Source organism: Lysinibacillus sp. JNUCC-52, from assembly GCF_015999545.1.
Lineage (GTDB): Bacteria > Bacillota > Bacilli > Bacillales_A > Planococcaceae > Lysinibacillus.
Window position 1 is genome coordinate 3123503 of sequence record NZ_CP065546.1, and the last position, 15925, is coordinate 3139427.

Consider the following 15925-nt stretch of genomic DNA (forward strand, 5'->3'; position numbering starts at 1 on the left):
ATGAAATTTTTACGTTCAATACAGGGGAAATTAATTATCGTTTCAATGGCATTATTAATAGTGCCGAGCTTAATCATTGGGATAGTTAGCTATGGGAAAGCAAAGGATGGGATGGAAGGATTAGGTGAACAAGTTCTTCAAAATAGTGTTGAGTCTACTTTGCAATTAATCGAACTGGCAAATGAGAGTGTAGAAAAAGGTAACATTCCATTGGAAGTTGCGCAAGAAAGAGTACGAGAAGCACTACTTGGTCCAAAGGATAGTGAGGGAAAACGGCCAATCAATTATCCTGGTAATCTAGGTGAATATGGGTATATATACGTGTTAGACGATAAAGGGACGCTAACTACCCATCCGACACGTGAAGGAGATAACTTGTGGGATGATCAAGATAGTAGTGGTAAGTATTTTATTCGCGATGTAACTGAACGAGCATTAGAGGGTGGGGGCTTTACACAATATGAATTTGCACTGCCAGGTCAGGATGTTTTAGCTGATAAAATTATCTACTCAGAAAAAGATCCACATTGGGGATGGATTATAGCATCAGGTACATATATGCAAGATTTTAATAAGGAAGCCAATTCGTTGTTATTAGTTATTGGTCTGACACTATTAGGAGCTATAATTATCGGAACGGTTATCGTCATACTTGTTTCTAGACATTTAGCTTTACCAGTTAAAAAGTTATCAACTCGTGTACGTGAAGTGGCGCAAGGTAATTTAACGGTAGAAATAGAACACCTACAACGTACAGATGAGATTGGCCAATTAAACACAGGCTTTAATGATATGGTAGATCAATTAAAGACATTAATTACAAATGTGGAAGAATCTATTGCTGAAATTCAATCCACTTCATCTAATTTAACAGCCGTTGCTGAGGAAACAAATGCGTACGGTGATGAAATCGTGAAGGCAATTAATGAGGTTTCAAGAGGTGCAGTTAAGCAAGCTTCAGATGCTGAAGATACAAATCGTACAGCTATAGCGTTTGCTCAGCAAATAGAAGGACTACATGATAAAAATGAATTAATGCTTGATGCTTCTCAAACTATGAAGCATTCCAATGAAGAGGGGCTTGTAAACTTAAATAGTTTGAAGGACACATCACAAGAATCGTCTACGCTTATTAATAGTGTACAAACAGTGTTCAATAGCTTAATTGTTAAGGTAAGAGAAATTGAAGGCATTGTAGGAACGATTAATGAAATCTCCGATCAAACAAACCTTCTTGCACTTAATGCATCAATTGAAGCTGCTCGTGCTGGCGAGCATGGCAAAGGATTTGCAATAGTAGCGGAGGAAGTAAGGAAGCTAGCAGACCAAACGTCTGTTGCCACTGATTTAGTACGTACAACACTACGTGGTATCGAAAGTGAAACGAATTTAGTAAATGATGAAATGCAAAAAACAAGTGCTATTGTTCGAGAGCAAAATAATTCAGTGGGAATAATGGAATCTTCATTTAAAGAAATTGAATTGGCTGTTGAAAAAATTATAGCGATTATTGGAGACATGACTTCAGGTGTAGCATATTTAAATAGCTCTAAAGATGAGATGATGCAATCTATAGAAAGTATCGCTATGATTAGTGAGAAAAATGCAGCCGCATCAGAGGAAGTAACAGCTTCTGTTGACGAGCAACAAAGGGCTATACAATTAGTTAGCGAATCCTCAAACGATTTAACGGACGAAATCTCGGCATTACAGGAATCCATTCAACGCTTTACGATAAGATAGCCATTCAAGATGCTTGTACAGTAGCCTAAACTTTGTACAAGCATCCTTTTTATGTTTGGGACGTTGTAAGTAAAAAAGGGGTGTTGCATTTGAAAAGGTGGTTGGTGGGAGGAATCACAATTGTCGTTTGTATAGGTAGTGCCCTCTACATATGGCTAGGACAGGAAATGAAACGAGGGACACAGCCAGTCGCTGATGGAACTGCACAATATGCCATAGTACTTGGGGCGAAGGTAAAGCCTGGAGGGATATTATCGCTATCTTTAAAGAACAGATTGGAAGAGACTGTAACCTATCTTAATAAGTATCCACACGTAAAAGTAATTGTATCGGGTGGTCAGGGGGCGGATGAGGATAGAACAGAGGCGTCTGCAATGCTTTCGTATTTACAAGAGAAGGGGATTGACCCTGAACGAATTTTAGTGGAAGAACAGTCAACATCGACATATGAAAATTTGCTATTCTCAAAGGAATTACTCCCAGAGGGAACGAAGCAAATTACGATCGTCTCAAATGATTTCCATTTGCAAAGAGCAAAGTATTTAGCGAATAAGCTTCAGTTAGAGGCGGATGTCGTTGTTGCAAAAACACCAAAATCGGTTGAAGCAAAGTTAAAGATTCGAGAAAGAGCAGCATTGTTAAAAACCTATATCATAGGTCATTAATGGTATATTTGCTTTCTTTCTTTAATATATTTGTCATATAATAGAAATATAATGAGTAAACGACAGAAAGAGGGTACTTCTATGACAACGTTTAAAGATTATAAATACAGCCGTCCAAACGTGGCAACAATGAAAGAACAGCAATTAGCTTTAATCGAGCAATTTAAAGAAGCGCAAACTGTTGAGGCGCAAAGCGAGCTAATTGAAAAGTTAAATGAACTGAGTAATGAATATGCAACAATGGCTAACCTTGTATATATTCGTGCTTCAATTGATACGAATGATACGTTTTATCAAGAGGAACGTGATTATTTTGATGAAGTAGGACCAGAACTTGAAGAGCTTACAACAGAATATTATAAAGCATTAATAGCATCACCATTCCGTGAGCAGCTTGAAGAGAAATGGGGCCAACAGTTATTCGACTTAGCGTCCTATCAAATTAAAGGATTTTCTCCGCAAGTTATTGATTTAATGCAGAAGGAAAACAAGCTAGTTTCAGAATATAATAAACTAGTTGCCTCTGCCCAAATTGAATTCAATGGGGAAACATTAACATTAGCTCAGCTAGGGCCTTATGCAGAATCAACAGATCGCGAAATGCGTAAAGCGGCTACAGAAGCTCGCTTTGGCTTCTTTGCTGAGCATGAAGAGGAATTTGATCGATTATATGATGAGCTTGTCAAAGTACGCCATGAAATTGCGGTAAAATTAGGCTATAAAAATTATGTAGAACTTGGCTATATTCGTATGAATCGTATTGATTATAATGCGGAAATGGTGAAAAAATTCCGTGACCAAGTGCGTGATTTAATCGTTCCAGTTGCAACAAAATTATTTGAGCGCCAAGCGAAGCGTATCGGCATAGCAGACTTAAAGTTTTATGATGAAGCATTAAACTTCTTAACAGGAAATGCTACACCAAAAGGTGATGCGAATTGGATTGTGGCGAATGGTAAAAAAATGTATGAAGAACTATCACCTGAGACGGGTGAATTTTTCAACTTTATGATTGACCATGACTTAATGGACTTAGTAGCGAAAAAAGGAAAAGAAAGTGGCGGCTATTGTACGTTTATTGAAAACTACCATTCGCCATTTATTTTCTCGAACTTTAACGGTACATCAGGTGATATTGATGTGTTAACACATGAGGCTGGACATGCCTTCCAAGTATACTCAAGCCGCGATATTGGCATTCCAGAATATTTATGGCCAACATATGAATCATGTGAAATCCATTCGATGAGTATGGAGTTCTTCACATGGCCTTGGATGGAATTATTCTTCAAAGAAGATACAGAGAAATATAAATTTACGCATTTAAGCAGTGGCCTACTATTTCTTCCTTACGGTGTTGCTGTTGATGAATTCCAACATGTTATTTATGAAAACCCTACAATTACACCAGCTGAACGTAAAGCTGCATGGAAGAAAATCGAGGAAACATATTTACCACATCGTGACTATGACGGGAATAGCTACTTAGAATCAGGTGGTATTTGGCAACGTCAGGCACATATTTATGCAAGCCCATTCTATTATATTGACTACACGTTAGCGCAAATTTGTGCATTCCAATTCTGGAAACGTTCACGTGAAGAGTTTGATGCTGCATGGAAGGACTATATTCATTTATGTGGCTTAGGGGGCTCTATGTCATTTACAAAGCTAGTGGAGGAAGCTGGCTTAATTTCACCATTTGAGGATGGCTGTGTAGAATCAGTAATTGGTGTTATTGAAAACTACTTAAATTCAGTGGATGATACAAAATTATAGATTGCGATAGATTCTTTCGAGAGCTAATGAAAAAATTTGTGAACTTCTCTCGGAAACCGAGTTAGTTAGAGAGACTGGAACTTAGCTATTATTACTTTGCCATAAATAAAATTCAGCAAAGAAAGAGTACTAGTTGATGGTAGCGAAGGCGGTGACTCCTGTGGGAACGCACGCAATGTAAGCCACAACAAACCGCGCGCCAGCGACGGTTGCGGCTTACGTGTGTGCCCGCGGAAAGCAACCGCCGTAGCGGACATCAACGGCATTGCAAAAAGTGTTAGATTGATGGCAGTCAATCTAACACTTTTCTCATTTGTCAAAGATAAGTTGTTTTTTTGCCTGATATCTTTTTTTATGTTTGTAATAAATACTAGGATACTTGCGAAATGGTTAATATATAAGTAGTATTTTCAGTAACTGCGATAAAAGGAAGTGAAGAACGTGACGAGGAAAGTATGGTTCCAAGTAGGAGTAGGCATTTTGCTAGTTCTACTAATACTTAAATATTTTATAGAAATTCATTGGCTCTTTTCACCGCTTGCGATTATTTTAAAAGCGATATTTGTGCCGTTACTGCTTGGTGGCGTGTTGTATTATGTGACTGAGCCAATTCAACGTTTTTTAGAAAAACGAAAATGGCCAAGATGGGCTAGTATACTAACAATTGTCGTTGGTTTGATTGCTATGGTCGTTGGCTTTGGCTGGGTTGTTGGAAATCCGATAGCTACTCAGCTTAATAATCTTGCAAAAAATGCACCGATGATTGGATCAAGTCTTCAAGATGCAACGGATTATGTTGTAAGCCTGTTCAGCAATAAGGATAATTTACCTCCACAAATAACCGAATTTATCGATAACCTCGCCAATTCCGTACAAAGCATTGCGGTCGTGGCAAGTAAATGGCTCGTATCATTTATACAGTCTATTGTGTCAGTTTCGTTATTAGCTATTTTAATACCATTTTTTTACATATTTATGTTGAAGGATCATGAGAAATTTGCGCCTTCTATTTATAAATATTTTAGTGGTGAGCGTCGAGAATGGATTAAAAAGACGTTAAGTGAAATAGATGATGTATTACGTAGCTATATTCAAGGCCAACTGCAAATTAGTTTTTTATTAGCACTTATTATGTATGTTGGATATTTAATTATTGGCTTAGAGTATTCATTATTGCTCGTTATTTTTGCTTTCTTTATGAATATGATTCCGTTTATCGGACCGTGGATTGCCCTTACACCAGCTGTGATTGTGGCAGTTATTCAAGATCCGATGCTTGTTGTTTGGGTATGTGTTGTTACACTGATTGCGCAGCAGATTGATAGTAACTTCATTACTCCTAATGTAATGGGGAAATCACTCGATATCCATCCGTTAACAGTTATTACAATTATTTTAGCGGCAGGAAATATCGCAGGCTTCATAGGAATTATCATTGCCGTTCCGTTTTATGCGGTATTAAAGGTTATTGTTTCGAATATTTATGATAAACGAATTGCCATAAAGAAAAAGGCTACGAAGTCAGTATAGGGGTCGAATAAAATGGAACAAGAGATTGTTAAAGTTTTTAATGAGCAGCATGAACAAATTGGTACGGCTACAAGAGCTGAAGTGCATGAAAAAGGCTTATGGCATGAGACTTTTCACTGCTGGCTTGTTAATGAGAACTATATTTATTTCCAAATTCGTAGTGCGCAAAAAAAGGACTATCCAGGGCTGCTTGATATTACAGCAGCAGGTCACTTACTGGCTATTGAGACAGTGGAAGCGGGCATACGAGAAGTAAGAGAAGAATTAGGATTAACAATCGATATTGATGAAATCGTGAAAATGGGTATGACTTCATGTAGTATCGTTTCTGAAAAAATGATTGATAATGAATTTTGCCATGTTTATTTGTACCCTTTTGAAGACAATTGGGATTCTTTTAAGTTGCAATATGAGGAAGTTTCGGGTGTTGTGCGAGCAAAGCTTGATGAAGCCGAAGATTTCTTTTTAGGAAAAACCGTCACGTTAAATATTGAAGGATATGAATATTTTCCAGATGGACAACGTGCGAGGGTAGTACGCCCTGTAAGCACAGCACAGTTTGTCCCATATCGTGAGTTGTATGTCGCAGATGTAATAGATTTTGTGAAAAATTCAATGTACAGTCGATAGGTAGCTTCGGAGAATATTAGAAAAAACGATACGCTTCATGCGGATAACTACACGCCTAAAAATTGGTTGTAGCTTCTAGCATGATAGCGTGTTTTTTGTTATGACGATGCTAATCCGAAGTCTTTTTATAAATAAAGAGGGCGTTAGGAAGGTCATAATAGTTTAATGGAGAAATATATGGTTTTAAACAATTTGGAATAAGGGAAGATAACTTCAAAAAGTATTGAGGTTATTTTTATGAGCTTTTTATGTCTATATGTTAATTTGTGTAGAAAATAAGCTATACTTGTAATTACAATGAAAGAAAAGGAGCATATACATGCTAACATTTGAACAAAAACAAGCGATAATTGAATCGTTTTCAGAATTAACAAGAAAAGAAATTTCAATGAAACGAGTAAATTATCATTTTATGGACAGTTTGTTTGAAAAAACGATTGTCGTTGAAAAATTACATCCAAACGGAAATGGTTTTGTCTTCGTAGGTGATTTATTGCGCTATGAAAATGAGGCAAATGATAAAGGATTAGTAAATATTCGTGATTATGATGAGCAACAGCTACGTGCCATTATTGAAGATGCGATTACGTATTTAGGCGAAGAACAAGAAGAGGAACAACCAATTATTGAGACTTGGCGTAACCGTGAAGGAGATCAATTAGAGCTTGCCTTTGAACAACGTTCATGGAATGTCTACCATCGAGATAATTTAGAAGAAGCGTTTGGTACTTATGAAGCGGCAAAAGAATACTTATTGGAAGAAGGCTTTCGTAAAAAGAACTAAGTAATATGGGGGAAATGAAATGAGCGGTAAAAAATTGGTGGGGATCGTAATTATTGTTTTAATTATTGCATGCTTATTTTCAGTTTTTACGATTCAAAATTTCTATAAAAACAATGAAGAACAACCAAATAGCGAAAATCGTGAATTTAATAAGTCAAAAAGTTTGAATTTAATTTTACCACAGGCTACAATTATCTCGAATTCAAGATAATTGAAAGGTGATGTGTTCATGCAACATATATTTCATAAAGGAACAGATGAAACAAAGCCAACCTTATTGTTATTACACGGTACAGGTGGAGACGAGCATTCTTTAATTAGCCTTGCGAAGGAAATAGATGCAACGGCCAATGTTTTAAGTGTGCGTGGTAATGTATTAGAAAATGGCATGCCTCGTTTTTTCCGCCGTTTAGCTGAAGGTGTCTTTGATATAGAAGATTTAATTTTCCGTACGCAAGAACTACAAAGCTTTTTGGCAACAGCAGCAGAGCAATACGGATTTGATCGTACGCGCATTGTAGCGATTGGTTACTCAAATGGTGCAAACATTGCAGCAAGCTTATTATTCCATTTCGAAGATGCATTGGCTGGTGCAATTCTACATCATCCGATGGTGCCAAGACGTGGAATTCAACTACCAGTGTTACCTAATACGCCTGTATTTATTGCGGCTGGAACAAATGATCCATTATGTTCGGCACAGGAATCAGAGGATTTAGAATCACTCTTATCTGATGCAGGCGCTAATGTAACGACAGCATGGTTTAACTACGGTCATCAGCTTACAATGCCTGAAGTAGATTCAGCAAGAGAGTGGTATCATAAAAATTTTTAAACAAAAAACCGAGAACGATGTCCGTGGACGTTCTCGGTTTTTTTATAGATAGTTACTTCTTCTTAGCAAATGGTAGCCACCAATTCCAATCGCCAAATAGCTTCATAAGACTTGGGACGAGCATAAGGCGAATAATGGTAGCGTCAATAGCAATAGCAATGGCAATACCAACACCGATTTGCTTGACAGGCATAACATCAGTAAAAGCAAATGCTCCTGTAATAACAATCATAATAAGCGCAGCAGATGTAATAATACGGCTAGTAGATGTTAGTCCCTCTACTGTTGCACGAGTATTGTCCGCACCTTTTTGGTATTCCTCTTGTATTCTTGAAATTAAAAACACTTCATAGTCCATGCTCAAACCAAATACAAGACAAAATACAATGACTGGAATAATGAGGACAATGGTGCCAGCTTCTATTCCAAAATGTCCATATTGGAATATATATACGAGTATCCCAAACGCTGAGGATAACCCAATAATATTCATTATTATTGCCTTAAGCGGAATTAAAACCGAGCGGAAGGCAAGCATTAAAATAAAGAATGTTGACACGATAATGATTAAGACAGCGAATACAATTTTATTGGCAATTTCATCGAAAATCTCTTGATTGAATTTACCTTGTCCACCTAGTTTAAAGTCAACGTTTAAGTCTTTGTCCATCCATGTTCTTGCGAATTTTTGCGCATCAGAGGACGAACCAGCTACTTTTAATGTAATAGGGATAAACAATTGTGTATCCTTTGAAAAAGAATGAATAAGTGGTTTTAATTGTTCTGCAACTTGTGGCATTTCCAAGGATGCTGTTAATTCCTCAGGCGATTTAATATTAGCTTCTGTATAAACAGTTGATACTTGATCAACAAGTGGATCATCAAGTAGCTTTTCTTGTATATCAAACAGTAGCTCTCTTGCCTGCTCATCTTCCCAGCCTTCTTTGCGTTCTGCTAGCAAATATAAAACGGAAGTATCACCGAGTCCAAATGTCTCATCTAATTTATCGTAGGCAGCACGTGCATCATATTTGGTAGGTAAAGAATCCACTTGTGGAATAGCTAGTTTAATATCCTTTAATGGAATCATACCGATACCCAGCAGCAATAATGCAACGATGACAATCGAGACAGGTCGTTTCATAACAAAGCCAGCAAAGCTGCGCCAACGATTTGTACCGCTTGGCTTTACGCGTAAGATGCGCCATTTATTTAGGCGATCTCCTAACACCATCATTGTAGCAGGTAGTAAAGTGAGACCTGCTAACACGGCGAATAACACGACAATTGTGCCGCCTAGTGCAATATTGCGGAAAATTTCCACGTCAATTACGATCATGGCACCTAGACCAATCATGACACAAACAGCAGAGAATATGATTGAACGGCCTGCTGTCTGGATAGCCATTTGTATTGCATCGGCAATTGTTGAATGGCCACGTTCCTCGCGATAGCGATTAATAAATAGTAGTGCGAAATCAATACTGAGGGCAAGTCCTAGCATTGGTACAATGTTTAAGACAAAAATGGATAAGTTAACGCTACCGCTAAGCAGTGTCAACAATCCAAATGCAGTGACAACAGTAACGACACCAATTATAATTGGCAAAATGGCAGCGACAACGGTGCCAAAAGCCAGTAATAATACAACAATCGCAATTGGTAAGCCAATTGCTTCAGCAGAAGCCAAGTCTTTCTGGCTAGCTTCATTGATATCCTCTGATATCACAGGGCCACCTGTAATACTAATGCCATCCTCTTCAATTAAAGTACGAACTTCTTTTACTATATCAGGCAAATTTTCAATGTTATTTTTAAAATGTACCATGGCATAGGCGATGCTATCTTTTTGTAACGCAGAATCATCCAGTGGTGACTGGATTGAATGGATTTCTTGAATGTTATCAAGTTTTTTCAAGGTGTCTTCGATTTTTTTATCGTCTGCTTGGTCAAAGACAACCATTATTGTTTCTGCAGGTAAGTCGAATGTTTCTGCTAGTTCATTTGTGACATAGGTATGATCAGCTTCAACAAAAAAGCCATCTCCATGCAGTTTGCTCGGAAGCTGTATAGCAAACACAGCCATTGCGATAAAAAATACAATCCAAATTGCAACGATAGCTTTCGCATGTGCAGTGATAAAAGCTGAAAAAGTTTTCATAATTATAAAGCATCCCCCTTTTAAACTAGTGTAAAGGATGTGTCGCTTTTTGTCGTGTGACAAAGTAAAAACTCCTGCCAACAGTAACATGTGTGGGAATTGTGTGAGAATTGTATGCGTGCCTGTCACTCCTAAATTGGCGCTTTCCGCGGGCACGACGTAAGGCGCAACCGTCGCTGAGGCACCGCCTGTTGCGTCTTACGTTGCGTGCGTTCCCGCAGGAGTCTCCGTGGATTGTTACTGGGATATTGAATTGTATGGGAATTGTGTGAGTGCCTGACACCAAAACTAAAAAAGCACTTTCTTTGAGCAGAAAGTGCCGTAAAATCTAGAAGAATAAAGATAATATAAAGTAAATAACGGATGCCATAACAGCTGATATTGGCATTGTAATAATCCACGTTGTCACGATTTTACGTGCCATTCCCCAGTTTACACCACGAACACGTTGCGCTGAACCAACGCCCATGATTGATGAAGAAATCACGTGTGTTGTCGATACTGGTAAGTGAATTAGAGTTGCACCGAAAATAACAGTAGCAGAAGCTAAATCTGCGGCAACGCCATTTACAGGGCGGATTTTCATAATTTTACCGCCGACCGTTTTGATAATTTTATAACCACCAATAGAGGTACCAAGCCCCATAGCAATTGCTGCCGCTGCTCGAACCCAGAAAGGAATATCATCCCCAGTGTGTAAGCCTGCAGCGATTAGCGCCATTGTCATAATACCCATTGCCTTTTGCGCATCATTTGTACCGTGTGTAAACGATTGTATAGCCGCTGTGAAAATTTGCATTGTACGGAAGCCTTTGTTCGTACGATATAGATTTAAGTTTTTAAACCATAATTTAAACAGAGACATCATTAGAAAGCCGGCACAAATTGCAAGAATTGGTGAAAATACTAAAGCCATAATAATTTTTGTAAAACCACCGTAGTTAAGTACGCCAAAGCCTGCAGAAGCAACTGCAGCACCAGCAATTGAACCGATTAACGTATGTGAAGAACTTGATGGGATACCAAAATACCAAGTAAGCAGGTTCCAAATAATAGCTGAAATCAATGCGGCTAAAATTACGACAGAACCTGTAGTATCTCCTTGAAAGGCATTTAAAGAAAATGGATCTACAATATCTTTTGTTAGAGCCTTTGCTACACCGACGAATGTAATAGCACCGATGAAGTTCATCGTCGCCGCCATAATAATGGCAACACGTGGAGGCAATGCTCTAGTTGAAACCGACGTTGCGATAGCATTTGCTGTATCGTGGAAACCGTTGATAAAGTCAAATGTTAGGGCAAAGATGACGACCAATACGGTTAGTATAATTATTGTATTCATTGTAAGTGACCCACTCCTAATTACGCGTTTCGCATGATAATTGTTTCCATTGTGTTTGCAACGTTTTGACAATAATCAGCGATATCCTCTAGTTGTTCATAAATATCTTTAAATTTAATGATGCGGATTGGATCTTTTTCATTTAAAAACAATTGCTTAATAGAAGTTCTTTGTACTTCATCACATTCACGCTCATAGTCTTTTATTAAAATTGCATGTGGGCGCATGCCAATAAGATTTTTTTTCTTTAACTCTTCTGTAGCTTTAACAATTTCATCGGCACTTTTAGAAATGTAGCCTAAGAAAATACGCATCGCTTCGTCAACCTCTGTTAAAGAGAACATTTCAAAGTGAGCGATACAATGCTCCGTACCATCTAACACGTCGTCCATACGGATTGCGAATTCTAAAATATCTTCGCGTTCGATCGGTGTCATAAATGATTTGTTTAGCATCACGATTAATTCATGAATAAGTTTATCGCCAGCTGTTTCGTAATTCTTCATTGTAATGCTAATCTCTTTTAAGTCAGCTACACTTGTAATACGAAAATCATTTGCGTAATGTACGGCCTCTCTCATGTTTTCTGCAATTTTATGCAATGCTATAAAGAAAGGGTCTTGTTTTTTTGAGTTAAGCATGTAAATGAAATCCTCCTGGATGTATATAAAATAATCAACCTTTAAACTTTACTATCATAACAAAATCTTTCGTTTATCTACATAAAATTTATCTTCTCTACATAAAACTTTACAATCCTGTAATATACAATTTGTTCACAAATAAGCTGTATCGCATGTGTATTTATTCCTATTAGTACAGGGAAATGCCTATAAAATAAGAGTTTTTGTGAAAAATATAGGTTGTTTAGTACAGAATATAGCAATCACAATTACGCGATTATACTTGATGGCTAAATTGAATTGTAAACGCATTGTAAAGAAATGCCCTTTAACATAGTGTTCCCTATTTTCTTAAGAATATCTTCATTTTTATCCTTCAATATTTTTAAGAATTGTTTTCTATACTTAAGAAAGTACGAGAAAGGGGCATTACAACAAAAATGATTCAAGTCGAGAACTTACAACATACATTTTTAATTGGGAAAAAAGGCAAGGAAAAGCATGTACCTGTATTAAAGGACGTCAATTTCGAGGTAAAGAAGGGCGAGATTGTCGCGATTGTCGGCAAAAGTGGCTCAGGCAAATCTACATTGCTTCAAACATTAGCAGGGTTTATGAAGGCTGAACAAGGCTCGATAAAGGTTAATGGACAAGAAACAGCAAAACTTAATGAAACAGAGAGTGCTGCTTTTCGATTGCGACAATTCGGATTTATTTTTCAAAACTTTCAACTCATGCCAGGTTTAACTGCATTTGAAAATATCGAATTGCCATTGAAATTGCAAGGTGCAAGCAAAGCTATACGTAAAGAAAAGGTAAAGAAGTTAATGGAGAAGGTTGGTTTAACAGCTGTAGCTGACCATTATCCAAATGAATTATCAGGCGGTCAGCAACAGCGTGTAAGTATTGCAAGAGCGTTGATTACCAATCCTCCGATATTGCTTGCGGATGAGCCGACGGGTAGCTTAGATTCTGAAACAGAACAAGATATATTACTCCTTATTCAAAGCTTAAATCGTGAGCTTGGCTTAACCTTTGTCATTATTACGCACGATGAAGAAGTGGCAACGATTGCTCATCAACGTTTCAGAATGTCTGATGGCGAGCTTGTGAAGGAGGAAAAATAACATGGTATGGAAAGATCAACTAGATTTTGTTTTACAACATATAAAGAAAAATAAACTACGCGTATTTATGACAGTGCTAGCTGCAACAATGGGTTGTGCATTTTTAATTGTCCTTGCATCTGTAGGGTTTGGACTACAAGATTCAATTCGTAACGAAATTCTTTCAGATGAAAATGTAACAAAAATACAAGTATATGATGGTTCACAATTTACAGAGCAACAAAAAGATGAAATAAAATCGATAGAAAATGTTAAGACAGTACTTGAAACGATTACAGTTAATGCAAGTGCGCACTCATATTTTGAAGACCGTGATACAAACTCAAACTTAATTTTAACGAATATGAAAGATTTTAAAGATGTAACGGGGAAACTTGCACAAGGACAGTATCCAACAAAGCCGAATGAGATTATTGTTGGGTATCATTTCGCTCAAACATTATTAAATGACGCCGATCGCGAAGTTATTAACGAAAAAAGTAAAAAGGCTGAGGCTGAGGGAACGTACTATGATGGAAATGAGGAAGGATATAAACAGTCTGTCATAGGTAAAGAGATTGAGTTATCGTTAATTTCTAATTCAAATGGAGCGACTGAAACTGAAAAGGTAAAATATACGATTGTCGGTGTGACGAAGAAGCCTTCTTATGATTGGATGATCGACAATACAGTGCATATGGATTCAAAGCAGAAAGAGGCAATAGGTAGCAGTTTAGCGGCATTGGATGATGTATCAGAAGATGAAGTGTTTAATTCGGAATTTAATATATATGCAGACAGTTTAGAGCACGTAAAGCCTATTTTGGAAAAACTTAAAGACAAAGGCTATAGTGTGTATTCAGTGACTGAGCAATTAGATCAAATGGATGTATTTTTCCTTGTATTGAAGATTGGTTTAATTTTTGTTGGCACAATTGCCGTATTGATCGCTTCTATTGGGATTTTTAATACGATGACAATGGCAGTTACAGAGCGTACACGCGAAATTGGAGTCTTAAAGGCGATTGGCGCTAGTCCAAAGCTGATTCAACGTCTATTTTTAATGGAAAGTACATTTATCGGTATTTTTGGAACAATCATTGCGGTAATGATTTCGTATGCGATTAGCTTTACAGCAAATGCGATTTTACCGTTAATATTAAAAGCGGCAACAGGTGAAGATGCGTTTAGTTCGTCTGATATTACATTTTCACTTATTCCATGGCAGCTCGTTCTTATTGCGTCAGCTATCAGCATTGGTGTTGCGATGATTTCAGGCTACCGACCAGCTCGTAAAGCAACAAAGATCGATGTTATCCAAGCGTTACGACAAGAGCTATAAAAAGAACCCGAGGCACATAATGCGCCTCGGGTTTTCATAGTTTATAAATAAGATGTTAATTCATTTGCCAAAAACGGCTTCGCATTCAACAGTGTTACAAAAGCATCGTACTTAGCACGTTGCTGTGTACTTGGCTTTTTACCAGTATAATATGCTCGAATTAGTATGTTTTTTGGTGTGTTTTCCATGTCGATAAATTCTAGTAATTGCGCTTCATAGCCAACAAGCGATAAAATCTCTGCGCGAATTGAATCAGTAGCCAGTGCCGCAAAGCGTTCGCGGACAAGACCGTGCTGAAGCATGATGTCGAGTGCAGGTGTATCAAGTTGACGATTTAGCTCATGCTGGCAACATGGGACGCTTAAAATAACACTTGCTCCCCATTTCACTGCGCGTGATAATGCCATATCTGTTGCAACATCACAGGCATGGAGAGTCACTACCATGTCTACACTGGACTCGTCATTATAATCATTAATATCCCCAACTAAAAATTCAAGTTGCTCATAGCCTAAATCCTGTGCAATTCGTGAGCATTCCTCAATAACCTCTTTTTTCAAATCTAAGCCAGTAACACGAATATCCAAACCTTTTTCAATTTTTAAGTAATGATATAAGGCAAACGTTAAATAGGATTTTCCTGAACCGAAATCTAAAATGCGGACTTGGCGATCTTTTGGCAAATAAGCTAAGGCATCGTCGATAAATTCAATGAAGCGGTTAATTTGCTTGAATTTATCGTATTTTTGTTTTTTCACTTTTCCTTCTTCACTTTGTACACCTAAGCGAATTAAAAAAGGATAGGGGGTGGACTCATCCAGTAAATAGTTTTTCTTACGGTTATGTGCTAAGTTGACTTCCTTTGGAGTAGCTGTTTTATCAGACTTCCATAATACTTTGTTCTTTTTCGATAGCTGTACCTGTACTTTTTCGTCAATAAAATCGATATGTGCTTGACGGAAATCAGCAAAAAACAGCTCGAGCTTAGGAGAGAAATCTGCCAGTAGGACGTTCTCATGTTTTAAAATGCGCTCATATTGGTATTCAATTTGTATATGATAAGCCTCTTTCAGCATGATGGGTTTGAGTTTAATACGTTTTACTTCATTAGACTTCATTCGAGGTTGACTGATTGTAGCTGCAACGAGTTGTTGTTGTGCAAATTGCTCTTGTAGCTTTTCTTTCATTTCTTCAAATGTCATTTATTTCGCCTTCTTCGTTGTGTAATAGATGGCATTAGTGTAACACAATTTTATGAACGCATTGTTGTTTTCAATTTTAAATAATCAGTATATCGAATATTCAGATAAACGATTTTGTTTTTAATAATTTTACGGTATATTTATAGTGAAACGTTTTGAAGGTAAAGAATAATTGTGGAT

Annotated in this window: 14 protein-coding genes; 10 read left to right on the top strand and 4 right to left on the bottom strand. The window is 37.4% G+C overall.

All coding sequences use genetic code 11. The annotated features are described in order from the left end of the window. The 8 genes from JNUCC52_RS15500 to JNUCC52_RS15535 all read left to right on the top strand — a co-directional run bounded on the left by JNUCC52_RS15500 (nt 1) and on the right by JNUCC52_RS15535 (nt 7966). Nucleotides 1–1743 carry a methyl-accepting chemotaxis protein gene (locus JNUCC52_RS15500; RefSeq protein ID WP_337980284.1) on the top strand — a complete coding sequence of 581 codons (1743 nt, stop codon included), beginning with the start codon at nt 1–3 and terminating at the stop codon, nt 1741–1743. 80 nt (nt 1744–1823) lie between these two features. Further along, entirely contained in the window at nt 1824–2408 is a 585-nt protein-coding gene (locus JNUCC52_RS15505) for a YdcF family protein (protein WP_490356147.1), read from the top strand. Nucleotides 2409–2489: 81 nt separating this feature from the next. After that, complete coding sequence (locus tag JNUCC52_RS15510; protein ID WP_337980286.1) at nt 2490–4187, top strand: M3 family oligoendopeptidase; 1698 nt, start codon at nt 2490–2492, stop codon at nt 4185–4187. A 441-nt stretch (nt 4188–4628) separates the two neighbouring features. Next, complete coding sequence (locus JNUCC52_RS15515; protein WP_173479353.1) at nt 4629–5717, top strand: AI-2E family transporter; 1089 nt, start codon at nt 4629–4631, stop codon at nt 5715–5717. A 12-nt stretch (nt 5718–5729) separates the two neighbouring features. Beyond that, the gene (locus JNUCC52_RS15520; RefSeq protein ID WP_337980287.1) at nt 5730–6347 is read left to right on the top strand and encodes an NUDIX hydrolase; all 618 of its coding nucleotides are present in this window, start codon (nt 5730–5732) and stop codon (nt 6345–6347) included. Between the two features lie 319 nt (nt 6348–6666). Then, nucleotides 6667–7131 (top strand): hypothetical protein, encoded by a 465-nt coding sequence (locus JNUCC52_RS15525; protein WP_173479362.1) that lies wholly within the window; start codon nt 6667–6669, stop codon nt 7129–7131. A gap of 19 nt (nt 7132–7150) precedes the next feature. Then, nucleotides 7151–7342: a hypothetical protein gene (locus JNUCC52_RS15530; protein ID WP_173479363.1), complete on the top strand. Its 192-nt coding sequence runs from the start codon at nt 7151–7153 to the stop codon at nt 7340–7342. A gap of 18 nt (nt 7343–7360) precedes the next feature. Further along, nucleotides 7361–7966, top strand: coding sequence for an alpha/beta hydrolase (locus JNUCC52_RS15535; protein ID WP_337980288.1), 606 nt, complete (start codon nt 7361–7363; stop codon nt 7964–7966). A gap of 52 nt (nt 7967–8018) precedes the next feature. Here JNUCC52_RS15535 and JNUCC52_RS15540 read toward each other — a convergent pair whose 3' ends face one another. The 3 genes from JNUCC52_RS15540 to JNUCC52_RS15550 form a co-directional block, all read right to left on the bottom strand. Further along, nucleotides 8019–10127: an MMPL family transporter gene (locus tag JNUCC52_RS15540; protein WP_337980289.1), complete on the bottom strand. Its 2109-nt coding sequence runs from the start codon at nt 10125–10127 to the stop codon at nt 8019–8021. A 328-nt stretch (nt 10128–10455) separates the two neighbouring features. Then, on the bottom strand, nt 10456–11472 hold the full coding sequence (locus JNUCC52_RS15545) for an inorganic phosphate transporter (protein WP_173479366.1): 1017 nt from the start codon (nt 11470–11472) through the stop codon (nt 10456–10458). A gap of 20 nt (nt 11473–11492) precedes the next feature. Then, nucleotides 11493–12113 carry a DUF47 domain-containing protein gene (locus JNUCC52_RS15550; RefSeq protein ID WP_173479367.1) on the bottom strand — a complete coding sequence of 207 codons (621 nt, stop codon included), beginning with the start codon at nt 12111–12113 and terminating at the stop codon, nt 11493–11495. A gap of 422 nt (nt 12114–12535) precedes the next feature. On the opposite strand from JNUCC52_RS15550, the gene JNUCC52_RS15555 reads away from it, so the two are divergent. Together JNUCC52_RS15555 and JNUCC52_RS15560 are read left to right on the top strand one after the other, a co-directional pair. After that, entirely contained in the window at nt 12536–13222 is a 687-nt protein-coding gene (locus tag JNUCC52_RS15555; protein ID WP_173479368.1) for an ABC transporter ATP-binding protein, read from the top strand. 1 nt (nt 13223) lies between these two features. After that, complete coding sequence (locus JNUCC52_RS15560; RefSeq protein ID WP_337980290.1) at nt 13224–14543, top strand: ABC transporter permease; 1320 nt, start codon at nt 13224–13226, stop codon at nt 14541–14543. Nucleotides 14544–14584: 41 nt separating this feature from the next. Here the strand turns inward: JNUCC52_RS15560 and JNUCC52_RS15565 are convergent, their stop codons facing one another. Continuing rightward, on the bottom strand, nt 14585–15745 hold the full coding sequence (locus JNUCC52_RS15565) for a class I SAM-dependent methyltransferase (protein WP_173479370.1): 1161 nt from the start codon (nt 15743–15745) through the stop codon (nt 14585–14587). Nucleotides 15746–15925 lie beyond the last annotated feature (180 nt).